Origin of the sequence: Streptococcus sp. HMSC071H03 (genome assembly GCF_001813035.1) — a bacterium.
Lineage (GTDB): Bacteria > Bacillota > Bacilli > Lactobacillales > Streptococcaceae > Streptococcus > Streptococcus anginosus.
In genome coordinates, this window is sequence record NZ_KV811142.1 from 154561 (window position 1) to 171887 (window position 17327).

Genomic DNA, 17327 nt, shown 5'->3' on the forward strand with positions numbered 1-17327 from the left:
TATATAATTCCTAAAATAAAAAACGCATTCCTGCTGAAATCTGAGATTTTCATTCAATATAAGTAGAAGAAAATTTGAAAGGCATTGGTTATAAGTTTATAAGATCAAGTTATTGAACATTTCTCAAAAACAATTAAAATTACAATAAATAAGATTGTCTGCATGAACAAGTGATTTATCTGATTCAAAATTATATGAAAAATCACTTGAGAAAATATCTTAAACGAATAAAAAATTAAACTTGTTTGAAGAAGACCAAAATAAACTGATAAGCAACTTTTTAGGAATTAAAATTTAACCTACTTTGACAGATTCTTTGCCCTAGAAAGGGAATACACTGCAAAATACAAACTATATTATTTATAGAAAAAACACCTCTAAAGCTAGACTAGACATCAAAATCTAACTTTAGAGGTGTCGTTTCCTTTCGTCTATCTAACGAATGCTCTGCCCATAATTTTTGCTACCACCCATAATTGGGCTCCATGCAAGTAACCATGGCATTTAGCAGTTCTTCAGGACTAACTATCTTCAAGCCTCCATAAACAGGATCCTGAACCATATAAGACGGATCCAAATAATATACATAGGCAACATCTGCCCCATCTGCTGTTAGCACATAGCCTACTCCGATAACATTGTGCTCACCGCTTCTGCCGGGATACATTTTTGAATTATCAAAAGTATAATACATTGGATAACCGTCATTGATATTTTGAATCAGACGCTGCTTGAATAACCTCATATCTTCTGAATCAGAACTTGGATTTGTCACTGTGGCCAATCTATATCCCGCCTGATTGCCATAAGGAGCATCATAGCCAAACATATATCTATTCAAAACTCTTATCGCATTGCTGTTATGTGTCCCGAAAGATTCATCTGTTCCCATTTCATTAGCTAATTGAGCCTGATCAACATTTATCCCTCTACTAGCTAACATCATGGAAACTGTTGCCGGAGCGCAGTAATTCCAATAACGCTGGATAATGAGAGGTACATTTAACCGCACTCTCTGCCCTCCCACAGCCTGAACCTGACTGCCTTGCATACCTTTTTCAATCAACAGCCCCGCTGCAACACTAGGGTCCATCGGAGGATTTTCCTCCACCCTCTCACTTGGTTTGACTTCTCCTGACTCCCCGCCTTGTGTTGGACTTGTTTGCGGGTCACTGCTAGACTGTGAGGACGCTACCGAACTCTGTTCTTTATCAGAACTTTCTGATTTTTTACTAGAATCTACAGTTGACCCCTTTGTAGCATCTGTCTTATTTTTAGACTTAGATTGCTCAGAAACTTTCGAGGAAGACGTGCTATTGTTTTTGGAGGAAGGTGAAGAATTTTGACTACTAGCACAAGCAGCTAGTGCTATGATTGACAGCAAACACACTAGCATTCCAATATTCTTTTTCATGCTTGTCACCCCTTTCTTTTATTCATCAAAGGCGAGGTATCTCATTACAGAATTGTCATTGGTGAAAATTTGTCCCTTCTCAATTTCTTTTTCATCCTTTAAAAAATCAACCCAGAAAATACCTGTTTTTGATAATAGAATAATCCCATCATCATAGTTGTAATTAATCATTTTTTTAAGATCAAATAAATAATATTGTGGTCTAACCCTATCTTTATCAATTCTATCGCCTAAAAATGTAATATAATTTCCTTTATAATCAAGAGTTTCAATCCAATTGGAAGAAAAGAATTGTTTTTCTGTTTCTATATTTCCTAAAGATAAATAGTTTATTCCAAGTTTATATTCGGATATAATAACATTTTTATCATTAGAAAAAAGCCCATTATAAAAGTTATCTTTCCTAGATAATTCCTTGACTTCTTTTTTTAATTCGTCATGTTCATTATATTTAATTATCTTGGTAATTTGATGACTGTTATCTATTAAAATATAATATACATTCCCATTAAAATAAATTGGGTGACTACTATTTTCTTTTTCAATTACTTTCATGTTTCCAGACAATAAATAAAAGGAATACGTTCTATAAATATCAGACTTATAAAACATATTCATATATAATTTATTACCCTGTCTCGCTATTTGCGTATAATGAATAGGATTTACATTTAAAACTGAATGAATGATTTTATAGTCACCCTCACGTAAATTAAAGATAAAATATATTGATTTACGATTTACTTGATCAAATTCCTCAAAAATAATGTAATCTTTATCGGCATAATTAACAATAATAGTTACTATTTCCGATGTTTTATCCACATATTTTATTTTTTTAAAACTTCTATCTTTAATGTTTAGAACTGCCAAATAATTTTCACTTTGATTATTCATATCATACGCTTCACCTATGACTAGTGAATCATCTGTAAGATAGGTAGGAGTGAAATATACCCCTTCAGGATAAGAAATTTTTATAGAAGGTTTCAATAATTCTTCAGATGCAACAGTTTTAAATGCTGTTGCATCTGAAATCTGGTTAGTTTTTGTCTCAGTTGAATTACTTGATAAACTCGCATTATCCCTATTTGAACAACCTGTTAAAAGAAGAAGAACAATGTAAATCAAAAAGAGGGGATAAATTCTAACTAAACTATTACCATGCATAACCACGGCCACCAGTTGCATAGCTCATATTTCGAATCGTAACTCGTTGGTTCATAACAAAACCACCATATCTTCCATATCCTGGGTCAACATATGTAACCGAGTTCCCGTTATCAAAATAGTCTCCTATAACACCAAAATGATACAAAGCTGTTCCGATATTATGACCTTGAAGATACACATCCCCAGGGCTTTCCATTGTATTTACCATAACTGGATTTCCCCAACTCAGTGCCTCTGTAATATGATTTTTCATTTTATTAATTTGTGTATAGGTGTGCCACTCCCAATTAAATCTATATCTTGAACCAGCTACAACAGCATTCAATGCATTGGCTACTCCATTACCAGCATTAGTACCATTGGTTGTAGTCCCCAATAGTGCAGCCATTTGATGTTGGCTTTTATTATATCCTAATGACCTAACAATCATAGAAGCCGATGCTGGTCCACAGTAATAATCATTAATCTGTGTTTGGAATGGTATATTTAAAATAACTTGTTGTGGCTTTGCTTTCAACGTATTTGTTCCTGAGCCTATCTCAAGAGGAGGGTATTCTGAAGGTGTTAACAAATCAACACCTCCATTAACCACTTTTTACTCCTTTATTTTTATTAAACAAATGCATCCGCTTACACTTTAATTTTAATGTTTTTCTTTTAATTTGTCAACTAATTATGTATAAATATCCAATGTCAAATTCAATGGTAATTTCTTAAAGTCACCTCCAGTTTTCATCACAAATAAGAGTTAGATTGAAATGACAAAATAGTGCAAAACATTAGTAGGACTTATTAAACTAAAATACAAACATTTAACCCTCTCAGACCGTAATGACATTCAAATGAGCATTGAACAGAAAAAGCTTTCTATAAAATCAGTTCACAAATTGCTACCATTATTCTGGGCTACTTAAAAAAACATTGCCTACTTTTTGACTGATCCGAAAGTAAAGAATTAAAAAACACCTATACATTTATCCATTGAGGATCCACGTAATTTTCTTATAAAAAGGAATAGAACAATCGTATTTTCATATAATACAAATAAAGAGAAGGAAATAAACCTTCTCTTTATTTGTATAACTTTTCAATTTAAAATCGGATATTTTCTCGTGTTTTTTCATACGATGTAACAAAACGATTGGTTACACCGGGCTCTACTACATCCAATGCTTGTGAGATTTCTTCAAATGAAGCTTGATAATCAAAATCATTCTCAAAAATTTCTAATGCACGGTCGAAAGCAGTTTGTACACCTTCATCAAATGAACGATAGCGATTCGAATACTGTAATAATTGTTCTGTCAACGTTGCATTTTCAACAATTCGATAGGTTTCATTTTCAAGCTCATTCATATCATTTGTCAAAATTTCCAGCATACGATTCACCGATTCAATATTGACACGATACTGCTCCAATTCTGCCACTAAGCTTTCCGTGTTATCACTTGCAGTAAAGAAAATGGTCAGGAAGTTCCGTGGAATACCTGGCAGATTGCGTTTTTCCATATAACGTTTAATTGTATGCAGTTTGTTGATATAAATATTGACTTTTTGTCGAGCATTGGCATCATCTTTTTCAATTTTAGCCAATTTTTCACTCAGTACTAACTGCTCATCTTCAATTTCTTTCACGCGTTTTTGAATTGTTTCAAGATTTTCTTGAAGAACAGAATAAGCTTGTTTTCTTTCTGAAGAATCTTCAATAGCTTCTAAAACAACATCATCTAAACTCGAAAGTTCACTTTGAAGGCGACGAACATGATTCGTATCGCTTTCTGTCAAGAGATACAATTTTGAAAGGCGGGCAATCTCTGTCAAAAGATTTTGATTGTTTTCTTTTGTATGACCTAAATAACCTGGTAAACTATTGACTAATTTGACAACTACTTTATGTGACTTGATTTCACGGTTAAACATGTCATATAAAGCATCCATTTCTTCTTGGATTTGCGTATTTTCATATTGTGCATTGTCTAATTCCAAACTAGCAATGTTTTCACTGTTACGTTTCAAACTAGTATGCAGCTGTTGGAAGCGTGATTCAATATCAGTTTCAATAAAGTGATAACCGGATTCCAGTAATTTGCGATGACCAGACTCCAAATCTTCCAACTGTTCTGGTAACTTTTGATCTAATTCTGATACAAGCTCTGGGATTTTTTCCACAATATGCGTTAAAGCAAGGATATGATCTTCTGTTTTATCTAAAATTTCTGCTGCTTCAACAGGGTCTCCCGATGAATTCAAGGTTACAAATTGAGAGAATTCAGATTGAATTTTCTCTAATTGTTTTTCAATCTCAGGAAGTGCTGAGCCATAACTTTCTGTATCATTTGCCACAGACACTTGCAACTTTTCAAATAAATCCAAAGCATGCAAGACACGACCACTATTTTTAGATTCTTGCTTTTCTAATTCAGCAAGTGCATTGCGAATAGCAGTAATATCTTCTTCAATCAAGTCAATTTGACTCTCGATTTTATCAATACCATGCTTTGCTTTTAGAAACCGAAACGAATTATTGTAACCTTCTGTTTCAAAGAGGTTGTTTTCGATGTCTGCAAAAGAATTTAAAGAAAGGTCAACCCATTTTTGATTCCATTCACGAAAAGCCACTTGACTTTGTCCAATCAAATGCATGTTTTTAACCGCTTCTACTTCATCATTTACAGGAAGATTATAAAGTTCTTCTTTGCGATCTTCTAACTTAGCAAGCAAGGCATCATTTCTTTTTCTTAATAAGACAGCAGTTATGTAAGCAACAATCAAGAGAACTGCTATCACTATGATTAGTATGATTAGTCCGTTAGACATGTAAAACTCCTTCAAAATATTACTTGAAAATAATCATGATTATTATATCATAATTTTCTTGGTAAATGTGAATTTTTTCAGATTTTTTTAAACGTCCAATGTACTGTATACGGCGTTCTCTTCGATAAATTCACGACGAGGTTCTACACGGTCACCCATTAGCATATCAAAAATCTTGTCCGCTTCTGCTGCATCATCGACTGAGACACGCGCCATTAAGCGATGTTCTGGGTTCATCGTTGTTTCCCAAAGTTGGTGGTCGTCCATTTCTCCCAAGCCTTTGTAACGTTGAATACTTGGTTTAGAACGCCCTTCAGAATAACGCTCCAATGCCAACTGTAGCTCTTCTTCTTGATTGGCTCCGGGCTGGATGTATTCTTTCACTTCACTGCCGACTTTCACACCATAAATAGGCGGTTGAGCAATATAGACATACCCCGCTTCTAAAACAGGCTTCATATAACGATAAATCAATGTCAAAAGAAGGGTTCGGATATGCGCACCATCAACATCAGCATCGGTCATAATGACTAATTTTTGATAGCGAGCCTTGCTCACATCAAAATCCGCTCCAAAGCCTGTTCCCATTGCGGTAAAGAGACTACGAATTTCTTCATTGGCTAAAATTTTATCCATGCTGGCTTTTTCAACATTTAAAATCTTACCACGAATTGGCAAAATAGCCTGAAACTCCCGATTTCGACCAGACTTGGCTGAACCACCTGCCGAATCTCCTTCCACGATAAACAATTCTGTTTCATGCGGATCATTAGAAGAGCAATCTGCCAATTTACCAGGTAAGTTGGAGATTTCTAGTCCTGATTTCTTGCGGGTCACTTCACGTGCGCGCTTAGCTGCAATCCTAGCTTTAGATGCCAAAATTCCCTTTTCAACAATTTTTTTAGCAACCGCAGGATTTTCCAAAAGGAAATCTGAAAAAGCTTCGCTAAAGAGACGATTGGTTATTTTAACAACTTCGCTATTTCCAAGCTTCGTCTTTGTTTGTCCTTCAAACTGAGGATTAGGATGTTTGACAGAGATGACAGCTGTCAAACCTTCACGAACATCTTCACCAGTTAGATTATCTTCATTTTCTTTTAAAAGTTTGTTCTTCTTCGCATAGTCATTGATGACACGCGTGAGTGCCGTACGGAATCCTTGTTCGTGAGTCCCACCTTCATGAGTGTGGATATTATTTGCAAAACTCATGACAGTTTCGTGATAGCCTGTTGTATACTGCATAGCTACTTCAACAGTAATATCATCCATTTCTCCGTCTGTATAAATCGGATTTTCAAAGATAACATCTTTATTTTCATTGATATACTGGACGTAGCTAGCAATCCCACCCTCATAATGGTAATCTTTTGTTTGCTCCAAACCTTCCCGTTTATCGGTAATAGAAATTCGCAGGCCACGATTCAAAAATGCTAGTTCTTGCACCCGTTTATTTAATTTTTCAAAATCAAATTCAACCGTTTCTGTGAAGATTTCTGGGTCTGGTGTAAAATGAACAGTTGTTCCTGTGCGATCGGTCTCGCCAATAATCTCCAGATCCGCTACGACGTGCCCGCGACGGTATTCTTGAAAATGAATCTGACCGTTCTTGTAAACCCGAACATCAAGTTGAGTAGAAAGAGCATTAACCACGGAAGATCCGACACCATGCAATCCTCCAGATACCTTGTACCCGCCACCACCGAATTTTCCTCCAGCATGAAGAATGGTAAAGACAGTTTCTACCGCAGGACGACCTGTTTTTTCTTGAATATCTACAGGGATTCCACGACCGTCATCAACAACGGTAATCGAATTGTCTTTCTCAATAAATACTTGAATATGTGTTGCAAAACCAGCTAATGCCTCATCAATTGAGTTATCTACAATTTCCCAAACAAGATGATGCAGTCCTTCTTTTGAAGTTGAGCCAATATACATCCCTGGACGCATTCGGACAGCTTCCAAACCTTCTAAAACCTGAATTTGACTGGCATCATAATCCTGTGCTTGCAGTTCTTTATTTTCTTCTGACATACGATTCCTTTTCTATATTTTTATAAATTTCTTGAGATTTTCCATATCATCAAAGAGATAAGTTGCAAAGCCAGCTGATTGACCCGCTTCTGTGTCAATTGAGCGATCTCCGATGACTAACCCATTCTCAATCTGATACTTATCTTTTAAATACAGCATTGACTCAGGATTTGGCTTTCTCTTAAAACCACGATTAGAAGTCACCACTTCTGTAAAGTAGCCTGAAATCCCTGTTTTATCAAGAATCTCTAAAACCTGATCATTCCGATGAGAAATCAGAAAATTACGCCCTCCTTGTACAACGATATTTCTGAGCAAGTCTGCAGCACCTTCAAACAATACTGGATGAGCTAACTCTCTCGCTTCATTTTCTTTATAAGTTTGTAAAAAATGAGGGGTATTGGGCGCAAATTGAGCAATTGCATAAGGAGTTGAAATCTTTAGCGCCTTGTAAACATCATCATGGGCAGCTTGAATCCCAAAACCAGCTAACGTTTCTACAAATGCAGCCGTTGACGTCTCGTAATTATTGAGGAGAGTCCCCCCTAAATCCCAAATATAATCTTGATAATCCATACCTTTTATTATAACATATTTTTGTAAAAAATGGCTGTTAAAACAGATAGGAAAGCCTATTTTAGACATGAATTTTCATAAAAAAACTTACTTGGATCATTCCAAATAAGTTTTAGTATCATAGATAATCAATCACCATAAACATCATTGTAAAGCATCGCCGTTGCAAGCTGCTCACTGTCTCCGCCTAACTGATGAACCAACTCATAAGCAAAAGCTAGAGCAGTTGCAGGTCCTCGGCTAGTAATCACTTTCCCGTCAACAACGACGGTTTGCTTGATATAAATGCCAGAATCAATATCTGACTCGATACCATCGTAACAGGTAAACTGTTTGTCCTTTAAAATACCTGCACGATTGAGTGCAATCGGTGCTGCGCAAATGGCAGCTATCCACTTGCCTTCTTCCTGCATCTTTTGTAGAGCTGATATCAAACGATCATCATCTCGCAAATTGGTCGCACCAGGCATTCCTCCCGGCAGTACCACTAAGTCATAATCCTCTAACTTTCCAGCCCAAACCTTATCTGCTTGAACTGAAATACCATGAGAACCTGTTACCGCTTTTTCAAATCCAATCATGTCACATAGGATTCCTGCACGGCGAAGAACATCTACAACCGTCAATGCTTCAATTTCTTCAAAGCCATTGGCTAACATAACAGCTACTTTTGTCATTTTTCTTCTCCTTTATTTTAATCGTTTTAAAACCACTTTTTTACGTCTTTGAGGATAGCGTATCTTTTTTTCATCTGTGAGATTATTTTGATAGCTCATCGAAAGCAAGAGCCCGACCCCGATTAAATTACTAATAATGGAAGATCCGCCTTGGGAGATGAATGGAAGTGGAATCCCTGTCAAAGGCAAAATCCCTGTTACTGCTCCGATATTTTCAAAAATATGGAAGAGTAGCATCATGATGAAACCAGTAGAAATATAGGTATAAAATTGATTATTTGATTTCAGCGTAATTTTTAGCATACGATAGATCAAGAGCAAATACAAGGCAATCACAACTGTTGCGCCGACAAAGCCAAAATCTTCTGCAATAACCGTAAAAATCATATCGCTTTCACGCACAGGAACCAATAGATTGGATACATTAAACCCTTGTCCCCAGAGACCACCACTACCAATTGCTATTTGACCTTGTGCTTGTTGATAAGTAGTGGTTTGAGCGTAGTCAAACGGATTCAGCCAAGCCAAAATACGGTTGATCTGATAGGTTGGCATCCCAATTTGGTGCAAAAAAGCTCGCCCGTCTTTTGAAATGAAGATAAGTAAAAAGCCACCGCCTACAACCAGAATGGTCAAAACAACTGGTACAATAATTTTCCAAGACACACCTGATAAGAGGACAATTCCTGAAAAGATTGCGATAAAGACTAATGCAGTCCCTAGGTCGCTCTGCAATGCCAATAAAATCAGAACGGGTAAGGTATAAAGGGCTAACTCAAAAATCAGGAAGAAGTCCAATTTAACCGTTCGCTCTCTATCTTTATAACGCTGTAAAAAATTAACAACAACTCGTGACAACATCAGAATATAAGAAATTTTCATAAATTCAGATGGTTGAAACAAGGTCACATGTCCTATAGTCACCCAGTTTTTTGCTCCTGTTGAAGCGACTAATTCTGAACTATAAAAATAAGTGGTAGCACCATCAATGCCAATCCGAACACATATAAGTATGGCGTGATTTGCCAAAGAAATTTTGTATTGAATAGCATGATAACCAGACTGATAACTGTCCCTAGAGCAATCCAGGCAATCTGCTGCCCTACAATTGGCCAAACGTTTTTTGGATAATCATGACTAACAGCAATATAAATGGCCATAACGCCAATGAAAAGCAAACAAAATACTGGTAATATTAAACTATAATCCACTCGCGAATCAATCGAGCGTTTTTGATAAGGCATATCTCCTCCAACATACGTAATAAATGTCAGTCACTTTTAAAGCACTTTTATGAGAAAAAGTATTGAATGATTAAGCTAGATACAGCAACCGCGAACCAAGCAAAGGCTCCTGTCAATAGTGGCGCTGCACCTGCTTTTCTAAATTGCCCAAAGGATACTCTCGCACCAATTCCAGCAAGAGCCATTGCCATGAGCCATTGTGACAAGAACTTCGTTGCAGGAACGAGCGAACTTGGAAAAATCCCAACACTAGTAACAATAGACGCCATGACAAACCACAAAATAAACCAAGGAAAAATTTTCTTTAAATTAACTTTTTGATGACTGCTTTTTGAGCGTACATATCGGACTCCTGCAAAGATAAGACAGGCTGGTACAATCATTAAAGCACGGCTAAGCTTCACAATCGTTGCTAAATCTCCTGCTGACTGACTGTAAGTATAACCCGCTGCTACAACAGATGATGTATCATTGATAGCTGTTCCTGCCCAAGTTCCAAATGTCGCATCATTCATATGCATCAAATGTCCCAAAAATGGGAAAATAAAGACCGCTAAAATGTTAAAGAAGAAAATTGTGGAAATAGATAAAGCAATCTCTTCATCTTTTGCTTCTAAAATCGGTGAAGCTGCTGCAATGGCAGAACCACCACAAATAGCCGTTCCAAATCCAATTAAAGTGGTTAGAACTTTACCCATTCCCAGCAGACGTCCTACCACATAAGCTGAAATAAAAGCAATCAGTATAGTTAAAATGCTAATTTTTAAAGAGGAGATGCCTGTAGCAGAGACACGGCCAATGGACATGCTGAACCCCAGCAAAATAATGGAATATTGCAGTAATTTCTTACCTGAATAAGCTAGACCAGCATGATAAGTCTTCTTTATATGAAAAAGATTATTAGCTAGAATTCCCAAAAGAATGGCAAAAACACTAGAGCCAATCAAGGGGAATAAATTTCCCAAAACCGTTGCTACTGCTGCTAGTACAAATGCAAATCTAAGTCCTGGAAGATATTTTTGATACATATTGAACCTTCTTTCTTTGTGTTTCTATTATAACAAAATTTAAAACTAGCAGCAGAGGAAATTACCATTTTTAGCAAAAAACTCAGTTTGCATTTTAACTGAGTCTTCTACTCTGCTGACGTTAAAGAGATTTCTTCCTCAAAAATTGCTCAATTTCTGTTGGAATTTTTTTCATACTGGTGACAGATATTGGAGCAATTTTTTCCAAGGCTGTCTGAATTTGCTGTCCATAACGTTTGGTTAACATGCGATTGTCTAAAATAACGACTGCCGACTGCTGCTCTTGGTGTCGAATTGTACGTCCTAAAGCTTGTTTCATGCGTAAAATCGCAACAGGCAAGCTATAATCATAAAAAGGATTCTTGCCTTCTTGCCGCAATTTGCGGTTGAGTTTTTGCGTAAAGAAATCGCTCGGATTATCAAATGGAATTCGTGTAATGACTTCAATCATTTGCTTCTGACTAGAGAAATCTGTTCCCTCCCAAAAACTGCCCGCCCCTAGTAAAATACTCGTTTCCCCTCTGTCAAAACGTCGTTTAATATTAGCCGCTTCACCATTCTTATACTGGGCTAAGTGTGGCAAGCGCAAACGTTCCGAAACAGCTAACAACAACGCTTTCGATGTGAATAAAACGAGAATTGGAACTTCCTGAGTAGCTAATTTATGAACCCATTTGACAATCAATTCTGCATAAGTGTCCACATCCAAGTCTACAACATTTGGAAAATTCTTATCCAACCATATTTTCTGCTGATGTTTCTGCTTTTGTGGTAACTGATAAAATGGCGCATTTTCAAAACCAAGTAAATGCGCTAAATGCACTTTTTTACTGATTTCAAGCGTGGCTGAAACGAATAAGACTTGAACTTCTTCAGGCAGCAAAGCTCGAAAATCTAGCACTTCTAGGCAAGCGGCTTCCAACATCGTCACTCGATAATCATCGAACTGCTCTTCTTTTAACCAGAACTGGTCATATTTTGTGGCAAAAATAGTGCGTAAATCAGCAAGAGTGCTTTGATCTAACTCTGATAAATCTTGTCGAAGTTTGGAACAAGTTTCTTTCGTTAGCTCATTCTTCTTGTAACATTGGAATTGTTCCATCGCATGAGTCAATTCAAATTGAATATCCTCTATTAACCGACGTTGCAAAATGGTACCTGTTGTTTCAAGTTCCGATTGAATTTGTTGCAAGCATTTTGTCATATTGAGGGATTTTCGAGAGAGATTTTCCAAAGCCAAAAACAACTTCTGAGCTTCATCCACAATCAAAAGCCGATTCTCCAGAATGGATTTATCATCTTCTAACCGCGTCAAAAAATAAGCATGATTGGTCACTAATACACGACTGCGTTTGGACTTTTCTTGACCTTTTTGCCAAAAATCTGCACCATAAAAGAGGGATTTTTTGCTCAATTTTCCATCATGAAGCACCTGTTGAAAATAGGTCTGATAGCGATGTCGTTGACCAATTTCATCCAAATCACCAGATTCTGTTTCTGTGAGCCAAACTAAAAGCAACATCTTGCAACGATTGACCAAACGATTGTCATCTACCCGCTGCAAACTGTCATAAAAGAAGTCAAGCTTCAAATAATTGGCAGGGCTTTTCAAGCTATGAACAGAAAGATGAAAGATTTCTTCTAACTTTTGTCCTTCATTTGCCACAATCTGGTCCTGCAACACTTTCGTAGGAACTGTTACCAGAATTTGCTTGCTCGTTTGAGCCAAAGCAGGAAGCAAGTAACCATAGGTCTTGCCTAAACCTGTCTGAGCTTGTAAAAAACTTGGTTGCTGACTTTTCAAAGCCTGTTCCACATCATGTGCAAACTCATCTTGTTCTTTTCGCTCCTCTAAATCCAGCAAATTGATGTTGTGAGTGAAATTTTTGGACAATTTCCTCGCTTTTTGGATTTTTTGACTTTTTCGAAGAAAAATTCCCTGCCACTTCATCAAATCACGGCAAGTTATGTCCGACATTTGGTTAAAAGCATCTTCTATCGCTAAGCGTGATTCGTAAATCAAACTATCCGAAAATTTCAACAAATACTCTACCAATTCTTTTGGAAGTTTTTGAATTTTTTCTTGTATTTTTAAAAATAATGTAGCCGTTGCTGAGGCATCTGCAAGCGCTGTATGCGCATGTTTCAAAGGAATGTCTAACTGTTCACATAATATTCCTAGATTGTATTTTTCAAACGTTGGGAAAAGACTTGCGCAAGCTCTACTGTATCTACCCTCGGAGTCACTAATTCAAATCCTTCCCAAAAGAGGGCTTCTGCTAATAAATTAGCATCAAATTTCACATTATGAGCCACAAAAATGGCATCCTCAATCAACTCATAAATCTCACGAGCTACTTGAGAAAAGTCTGGCGCCCTTCTCAATCGCTTGTCTGTCAATCCTGTTAATTGGCAAATATGAGAATCCAGCTTCTCATGAGGATTCACATCGGTTTCATAAGTTTTAACAATCTGACCATTTTCAATCAGCACAATCCCGACTTGAATAATCTTGGCGTTGCTGCTGGCACTCGTTGCCTCTAAATCCACCACAGCATATTTTCTTTTTTCTTGTGTCATATTAGAAAAATTATACCATAAATCCAACTATTTCGTATCACGTTTTATTCCTTATTTTCCCTTGATAAATAACTTAATATTTCTTTTATGTCATTTTTCATATTTTTTGCTAAACTATGAAGTGAAAGGAGTTCTCATGATAACAATTCATAAAACTTTAAACGCTCAAGCATACGAAAATACTTATTATTTAGAAAATGAGCATCATCTTATCGTAGTTGATCCAGGTAGTGACTGGGATAAAATTGTAGCAAAAATCCAAGAAATCAATAAGCCAATTACAGCTATTTTGCTGACCCATACTCATTACGATCATATTATGAGTGTTGATTTAGTTCGTCAACATTTTGGACATCCACCTGTCTATGTCTCTGAAAGTGAAGCAACTTGGCTTTACACTCCGGAGTATAATCTATCTGGACTAGCTCGCCACCAAGATATTGATAACATCATTCTCCAGCCTGCCGATGTCTTTTTTGACTATCATAGTCCTTACAGTCTAGATGATTTTTATTTTTACGTCGTACCAACACCAGGACATTCAATCGGTGGTGTTTCAATCATCTTTCCTAACGAGCACTTTATTTTAACTGGCGATGCTTTATTCTGCGAATCAATTGGTCGAACGGACCTCTATACTGGAAATATAGAACAACTCATTTCTAGCATCAAAAACGAGTTGCTGACCTTGCCTGATTATGATGTTTACCCTGGTCATGGTCCTCAAACCACCATTGTTCATGAAAAAATGTTTAATCCATTTTTGCATTAAAAAAGCCCTAAATGAACTGCATCTCAAAAGTTAGATTTTTCTGTCTAACTTTCGGATCAGGGTTCAATAGGGTTTTTATTATCACTTCTTTTTTAAATTTTCAAGAATCGTCTCATTGAGAGAACCGAACCAAATGCTCCGATGATAATTCCTACTACAAAAAGGAAGGAAATCATCAATGGAATAAAGGTTTTGGGTACAATCATTGAAAGATTTTGACTAGCAAGAGATGGATTAAATGACTTATAGGCCATTTCGTAAATAAAATAGACCAAGCCAGCTGGAACAACTGCTCCAAGCAAGCCAATCCAAGCTCCTTCTAACAAGAACGGACCTCGAATGTAACTGTTTTTTGCTCCCACCAGACGCATAATTTGAATTTCACGACTGCGCGAAATAATCGTAATCCGAATAGTATTTGAAATCAAGAAAACAGCAATAAAGACTAAGAGGAGCGCTCCTACAATTCCCCACGTACGGATAAAATTAGCTAACGCAAAAATACGTTTTGTATTGGCTCCACCGTACTCTACTTCAGAGACCCCTTCCACTTTCTTCGTATTGTTTGCTACAGAGGTAACGTATTTGGGGTCAGTTGTATCGACAATATAAGCGTCATGCAGGGGATTGGCATCTCCTTCAAAGAGTTTCCAATCTTTACCCATGACTTCTGTTAGTTTCTTTAATTGTTCTTGCTTGCTAGAAAATGTTACTGATTTCACATTTGACATTTTGTTGAGGGCATCATATACCTTATGGTAGTCCTCATTTTTGACTGTTTGACCTTCTTTTGTAATGGTCTCTTCATTGTCCGCTGTATCTGGTCGCATATAGACCATAACCCGCACATTATTTTCAATATCTGTTGCTAGCTTCGCCGTGTTTAAAATGACTGACACAAAGATTGCGACTAACCCTAGTGTAATCATCACGGAGCTGATTGCAGCAACTGTCATCCAACCATTTCGCTTCAAACTTTTGAGCGATTCAAGCAAGTGACTTAAAAATCTACTATTCATCGTATCCGTATTCTCCTTTTGCTTCATCACGCACCACACGACCATTTTCGATGGCAATAACGCGGTGACGCAAAGTATTTACAATTTGGCTATTGTGGGTCGCCATTAGAACAGTCGTCCCTTGCAGGTTAATTCGCTCCAGTAGATTCATGATTTCCCACGAATTATCTGGATCCAAATTTCCTGTCGGCTCATCGGCAATCAAAACTTTAGGATTGTTCACAATCGCACGTGCAATAGCAATCCGTTGTTGCTCACCACCTGATAACTCATTTGGAAAAGAGCGAACTTTATGTTTCAAACCAACCAAATCCAGCACTTCCATAACACGCTTTTTAATATTGCGACGACGCTCACCAATAACTTCCATGGCGTAAGCGATATTTTCATACACCGTCTTTTGGGTAGCAATTTATAATCTTGGAAAACGACGCCAACATTACGACGCAACATTGGAATATCACGTTTTTTAATTTTAGCAAGATTAAAGCCAGCAACTTGCAGACTTCCCTTATCAACTTTCACTTCACGATACAATAATCGAATAAAAGTTGATTTCCCAGCTCCAGAAGGTCCTACAATGTAGGTGAATTCTCCTGGCTCTACTTCAATGGACACACCACGCAGGGCTGTTGTCCCGTTGTCATATTTTTTGACAACATCTCTCATTTCAATAATTGACATTTATTGTTAAGAGTTCCTTTCGTAAGATAGTTGAGGGAGTGGGAGAAGTGACCATGATTGCATTGCAATTATAGTTGTCTATGCCACTCTCGTAAATTTAATATTTAGTTTAACCGCCATTTCAAGTAGGCATCGATGAAGCCATCAATATCTCCATCCATGACTTTGTCGACCTGTGCGACTTCAAAGCCTGTCCGATGATCTTTGACCATCGTGTAAGGAGTAAAGACATAAGAGCGAATTTGACTTCCCCAAGAAATTTCTTTTTTGTCTCCCTTTAAGGAATCCACTTCAGCTGCTTTCTTTTCTTGCTCCATTTGGTAGAGTTTCGCTTGAAGCAATTTCATTGCCCGATCACGGTTTCCATATTGTGTGCGGTCAACAGTGGATTGTGTCACAATTCCCGTTGGTATGTGGGTTAAACGAACACCAGTTGAAACTTTGTTGACATTTTGTCCGCCGGCACCACCGGAACGGAAAGTATCCATCTTGATGTCTTCGTCTCGCACCTCAATTTCAATCGTGTCATCCAACTCCGGCATGACTTCCACTGAAGTAAAAGAAGTGTGACGACGTTTAGCTGAGTCAAATGGCGAAATGCGTACCAATCGATGAACTCCCATTTCAGATTTCAACAAACCATAGGCATGAGGACCCTCAAAAGACAAGGTAACAGACTTAATCCCCGCTTCATCTCCCGCTTGATAGTCCAATACTTCAACCTTGAAACCATGAGCATTGCCAAAGCGTGTATACATCCGCAGCAACATATCCCCCCAGTCTTGAGCTTCTGTTCCACCAGAGCCTGGATGAATTTCAAGGATAGCATTGTTATTATCATAAGGTTCCGACAAGAGGAGTGTCATTTCATAGCTGGTCATTTTTGTTTCCAACTCTGCTAATTTTTCTTCCAACTCTTCCTGTACAGAATCATCCTCCGCTAAAAAATCAAGCAAAATCTCTGATTCGTCAAATAAATCAGCCATTTGCTGGAAGTTATCATAGGTTTGCTTGAGTTCGTTTAATTCTTGAGATGTTTTTTGCGCCGCAATATTATCATCCCAAAAATCAGGTTCTGTCATCTTATTTTCTAAGATTGCAATTTCTTCTTCCAGGCCTTCTAAGTCAAAGAGACCCCCTGAAAGAAGCTAATTTTTCACGATTTGCGTCAATTTTTTGACGAATTTCTGAAATATCCATACTTACCTCTTTTCACATATCATTTTATTATATCACAAGTCAGTATTTTTTTCTAATTTCTGACAGAGTCCAATAATAGTTATTGTATAAAATTTCTAATTCTGAATCA

At 37.1% G+C, this 17327-nt stretch carries 11 protein-coding genes and 3 pseudogenes; 1 reads left to right on the forward strand and 13 read right to left on the reverse strand.

The window, feature by feature from the left end; genetic code table 11:
• Positions 1–463: 463 nt before the first annotated feature.
• The 10 genes and pseudogenes from HMPREF2887_RS01110 to HMPREF2887_RS01155 form a co-directional block, all read right to left on the reverse strand.
• On the reverse strand, positions 464–1414 hold the full coding sequence (locus tag HMPREF2887_RS01110) for a C39 family peptidase (RefSeq protein ID WP_057489597.1): 951 nt from the start codon (positions 1412–1414) through the stop codon (positions 464–466).
• Between the two features lie 18 nt (positions 1415–1432).
• Complete coding sequence (locus HMPREF2887_RS01115) at positions 1433–2584, reverse strand: hypothetical protein (RefSeq protein ID WP_057489596.1); 1152 nt, start codon at positions 2582–2584, stop codon at positions 1433–1435.
• Entirely contained in the window at positions 2574–3179 is a 606-nt protein-coding gene (locus HMPREF2887_RS01120; RefSeq protein WP_021001491.1) for a C39 family peptidase, read from the reverse strand. Before HMPREF2887_RS01120 ends, HMPREF2887_RS01115 begins: the two co-directional genes overlap by 11 nt.
• Positions 3180–3679: 500 nt before the next feature.
• The gene (gene ezrA, locus HMPREF2887_RS01125) at positions 3680–5404 is read right to left on the reverse strand and encodes a septation ring formation regulator EzrA (protein ID WP_021001490.1); all 1725 of its coding nucleotides are present in this window, start codon (positions 5402–5404) and stop codon (positions 3680–3682) included.
• 87 nt (positions 5405–5491) lie between these two features.
• Positions 5492–7438: a DNA topoisomerase (ATP-hydrolyzing) subunit B gene (gyrB, locus tag HMPREF2887_RS01130; protein WP_003025329.1), complete on the reverse strand. Its 1947-nt coding sequence runs from the start codon at positions 7436–7438 to the stop codon at positions 5492–5494.
• 12 nt (positions 7439–7450) lie between these two features.
• Positions 7451–8014: an HAD-IA family hydrolase gene (locus HMPREF2887_RS01135; protein ID WP_057489595.1), complete on the reverse strand. Its 564-nt coding sequence runs from the start codon at positions 8012–8014 to the stop codon at positions 7451–7453.
• A 128-nt stretch (positions 8015–8142) separates the two neighbouring features.
• Positions 8143–8691: a DJ-1 family glyoxalase III gene (locus HMPREF2887_RS01140; protein ID WP_057489594.1), complete on the reverse strand. Its 549-nt coding sequence runs from the start codon at positions 8689–8691 to the stop codon at positions 8143–8145.
• A gap of 12 nt (positions 8692–8703) precedes the next feature.
• Positions 8704–9935 (reverse strand): annotated as a pseudogene (locus HMPREF2887_RS01145) (FtsW/RodA/SpoVE family cell cycle protein).
• Positions 9936–9982: 47 nt separating this feature from the next.
• On the reverse strand, positions 9983–10963 hold the full coding sequence (locus HMPREF2887_RS01150; RefSeq protein WP_049533595.1) for a YeiH family protein: 981 nt from the start codon (positions 10961–10963) through the stop codon (positions 9983–9985).
• Between the two features lie 121 nt (positions 10964–11084).
• Positions 11085–13543, reverse strand: a pseudogene (locus HMPREF2887_RS01155) (bifunctional DnaQ family exonuclease/ATP-dependent helicase).
• A 136-nt stretch (positions 13544–13679) separates the two neighbouring features.
• On the opposite strand from HMPREF2887_RS01155, the gene HMPREF2887_RS01160 reads away from it, so the two are divergent.
• Entirely contained in the window at positions 13680–14315 is a 636-nt protein-coding gene (locus HMPREF2887_RS01160) for an MBL fold metallo-hydrolase (protein ID WP_003040025.1), read from the forward strand.
• 92 nt (positions 14316–14407) lie between these two features.
• On the opposite strand, the gene ftsX is transcribed toward HMPREF2887_RS01160, so the two are convergent.
• From ftsX to prfB, 3 genes and pseudogenes are all read right to left on the reverse strand, one after another.
• Entirely contained in the window at positions 14408–15334 is a 927-nt protein-coding gene (gene ftsX / locus HMPREF2887_RS01165) for a permease-like cell division protein FtsX (RefSeq protein WP_057489592.1), read from the reverse strand.
• A pseudogene (gene ftsE / locus HMPREF2887_RS01170) lies at positions 15327–16018 on the reverse strand (cell division ATP-binding protein FtsE). Before ftsE ends, ftsX begins: the two are co-directional and overlap by 8 nt.
• A 104-nt stretch (positions 16019–16122) precedes the next feature.
• Positions 16123–17218 (reverse strand): peptide chain release factor 2 gene (gene prfB, locus HMPREF2887_RS01175; RefSeq protein ID WP_100069422.1). Its coding sequence is split into 2 segments (ribosomal slippage): positions 16123–17145 and positions 17147–17218, totalling 1095 coding nucleotides; the frame shifts between segments, so codons are not numbered across the junction.
• Positions 17219–17327 lie beyond the last annotated feature (109 nt).